Genomic DNA, 3,378 nt, shown 5'->3' on the forward strand with positions numbered 1-3,378 from the left:
TGGCGGAGGATTCCAGATTTGGCAGACCTCGGCTGGCGCCAGGACGGCTCCGCCACAAAATCTCACCCGATGCATAACTAGGGTTAGGTGGCGCGCCACCTAACCGTTCAACGGCGCGCTTTACGTCTTCCGCGCCAAAAGAGCGGACAGGATCAAGATCGTCTGGTGGGACGGCAGCGGCGTGTGTTTTTATGCCAAGCGGCTAACGACGCGAAGTTGGCCGCGGATCGGCCACAACCGGGTCCAGCTCAATGCTCAGCTCATGGCTCTGGTTGACGGAATGGACTGGAAACGGGTTCGGACGGAGACCGTCAGGCGGCCGCAATCGGCTGGGTAAAACCCTGCGGCATGATGAATCAGGGGGCTGAAAAGCGGGAAAATTGCCCGCGAATATGCTCTGATTTTGGCCATGTCGACACCCCATCTCGCACTCCCGGACGACGTTGACGCGCTCAAGACGATGGTTGTTGCCATGGCCGAAAAGGCCGCCCTTATGGAGGAGCGCGCCTTCATCTCGAGTTGGTCAACAAAAGTGCTGATGAGCGGATCGCACGTCTGACCGCGGTGGTGAAGATGCTTGGAGAGCGCGCGCTTCGGCAGCCGCTCCGAAAGTTTTGCGGACCGGTGAGCTGAGCGAGGAGCAGTATGCTCTCGTCTTCGAGGAGACCGAAACCGGCGTGGCGGCCATCGAAGCGCAGATGGACAAGTCTGTGGGCGGCTCGAAAGCGAAGCGCGCACCGCGTCCTCGCAAAGGCTTTGCGGCCCATCTCGAACAGGTCGAGGTGGTCATCGAGCCCGAAACGCCTGCTGGCTGCGAAGCGCTGGAAAAGATCCCGATTGGCGAGGATGTCTCCGAACGGCTCGATGTCACCCCGCGAAGTTCCGGGTGATCGTCACCCGTCGGACGGCGTTATCAAGGCAGCCGCTCCCGCCCGCATTCGAAAGCATCCGACCGAAGCGCTGCTGGCGCAGTTCGCGGTGTCGAAATACGCTGATGGCCTGCCGATCTACCGCCACGAAGCGATCTATGCTCGCGATCAGGTCGAGATCGACCGGTCACAGATGGCCCAGTGGATGGGCAAGGTCGGCTTCGAGCTCGAGCCACTCGCCGATTACGCACTGACCGGCATCAACCAGGGTGAGCGGGTCTTTGCCGATGAGACCACGCTGCCAACGTTGGCGGCGGGATCGGGCAAGGCCAAGACGGCCTACCTCTGGACCTATCTCCGCGATGATCGGCCCTTTGGCGGCAGCGGACCGCCCATCAGGCTCCGGCGCCGTTCCACGCCACCCCGCGCGGCTGGGCCGGTCCCGGCCTGCTGGCGATGATCCTGTTCGAGAAGTTCGGCCAGCATCAGCCGCTCAATCGCCAGGCTGAACGCTATGCCCGCGAAGGCGTGCCGCTCAGCCTGTCGACGCTCGCCGACCAGGTCGGCGCCGGCGCCGCGGCGCTGATGCCGCTGTTCAAGCGGCTCGAACCCCATTGCTGTCCGCTTCACGTCTGCACGGCGACGATACGACGGTTCCGGTCCTGGCCAAGGGCAAGACCGATACCGGCCGATTATGGACCTATGTGCGCGATGACCGACCATTCGGTGGCGCCGATCCGCCGGCGGCGGTGTTCTACTATTCCCGCGATCGCCGAGGGGAGCATCCTGCGGCGCATCTCGCCGGCTGGAGCGGCATCCTGCAGGGCGATGCCTATGGCGGTTATGGCGATCTCTATACGACGGGCCGTCAGCCCGCGCCTGTTCTGGAGGCCAGCTGCTGGGCCCACAGCCGGCGCAAAGTGTTCGAGCTGGCCGATATCGAAGCGGCGGCGCGCAAGAAGGCGCGCGGCGAGAAGCCCAACCTGGTCTATCCGCTCGCGGTTAAGCCGTGAGCGCATCGATGCCCTGTTCGATATTGAGCGCGCGATCAACGGCCTGTCCCCAGGCCAACGCCACGCCGTGCGCCAAGAGCGGAGCGCGCCGCTGGTCACCGAGCTCGAGCGCTGGATGATCGAGACGCGCGACAAGCTCTCGCGCGGACACGATCTGACCAAGGCCTTCAACTACATGCTGCGTCGCTAGTCATCCTTCACCCGGTTCCTCGACGATGGGCGGATTTGCCCATCGAACAATGCAGCCGAGCGAGCCCTGCGCGGCATCGCCATCTCGGGGTCATTCTGCCCATGTTGGGCAGGAGGTCGAGGTCCATTACCGTTGGCACCCGTATTTCGGACGTCGGCTTCGCTGCGAGAACAGCGAAGAGCGCGCCAACGGCCGGATCATTCATCTCGTCGTCGCGCCCGGGCATGTCATTACCGCTCCGGCCTGGATGATCGATCCCGTGGCTTGCGCGGCGATGGACCTTGGCTCCCCGCGCGTATCGCTTGCCGCGCTGCTTGAGCTTAACAAGCTCTTGATCGAACGCCGTTTCCGGCGAGGCTCTCCGGATGATTTCACCATCGCGGAGGCGCAACATGAGAACCTTGCCACCCCCGACACGATCTCTCGTGGTCGTTCGCCAACTCAGCTTGCCGCTCGACTCGCAGAAGCTGAACGGGCTGAGTTCAGCGCAATGGACCATAGTGATCGCCCGGCTCGCCAACGTACTGATGGCCGCCGCCGGCGTGGCAACGGAGGAGGAGAGCTGCGATGACGAGCGGTAATCTGATTCCGACTGCCGTCCTCAAGCGCAAGGCCGTGGTCTATGTGCGTCAGTCCACTCAGGCGCAGGTCCAGCTCAACCTTGAGAGCCAGCGTCGGCAGTATGAGCTTGTCGACGTCGCGCGGCGCTGGGGATTCCGCAAAGTAGAGGTGATCGACGAGGATCTGGGACGAACCGCAAGCGGGGCTGTGGAGCGTCCCGGTTTCGAGCGCCTGGTCGACGATCTGTGCACCGGCCATGTGGGCGCCGTGCTTTGCCTGGAGGCGTCCCGCCTGTCGCGCAACGGGCCGGACTGGCATCGGCTGCTCGAGTTGTGCGGCGAAGTCGATGCACGCGTGATCGATCTGGACGGAGTCTACGATCCGGGATTGCCGAACGACCGCCTGCTGCTCGGTATGAAGGGCAGCATCAGCGAGTTCGAGCTCGGCGTGCTGCGTGCCCGCATGTACGAGGCCGCCCGCGCCAAGGCACAGCGTGGGGAACTGCGCATCTCCGTGCCCTTCGGCTATGTCTGGCACCGCGATTATGGTCTCGGTTTCGATCCCGACATGCGCCTGCAGGAGACCATTCGCCTGATATTCGCGCGCTTCCGCGAACTCGGCAGTGCGCGCCAGGTCCTGATCTCGATGATCGACGATGGCGTGCATTACTGCTGTTGCTGGCCGCGCAAACGGGGTTGCGGGTCTCGGAGATCATCGATCTCCACCAGGACTCGGTGATGCTGGG

At 63.7% G+C, this 3,378-nt stretch carries 1 protein-coding gene and 4 pseudogenes; all 5 read left to right on the forward strand.

Going from position 1 to position 3,378, the window contains the following annotated elements:
* Positions 1–409: 409 nt before the first annotated feature.
* Positions 410–1,266: pseudogene (locus tag FJ425_RS31340) on the forward strand (transposase); the annotation flags it as partial.
* Between the two features lie 5 nt (positions 1,267–1,271).
* Positions 1,272–1,882, forward strand: a pseudogene (locus tag FJ425_RS32260) (IS66 family transposase); the annotation flags it as partial.
* A 43-nt stretch (positions 1,883–1,925) separates the two neighbouring features.
* Positions 1,926–2,390 (forward strand): annotated as a pseudogene (locus tag FJ425_RS32515) (transposase).
* Positions 2,391–2,464: 74 nt separating this feature from the next.
* Positions 2,465–2,653, forward strand: a complete 189-nt coding sequence (locus FJ425_RS32520) for a hypothetical protein (RefSeq protein WP_064995247.1) — start codon at positions 2,465–2,467, stop codon at positions 2,651–2,653.
* Positions 2,640–3,302 (forward strand): annotated as a pseudogene (locus tag FJ425_RS31370) (recombinase family protein); the annotation flags it as partial. The gene FJ425_RS32520 and the pseudogene FJ425_RS31370, both read left to right, overlap by 14 nt.
* Positions 3,303–3,378 lie beyond the last annotated feature (76 nt).

Source organism: Mesorhizobium sp. B2-7-2, assembly GCF_006440775.1.
In the GTDB taxonomy this organism is placed as follows: Bacteria; Pseudomonadota; Alphaproteobacteria; order Rhizobiales; family Rhizobiaceae; genus Mesorhizobium.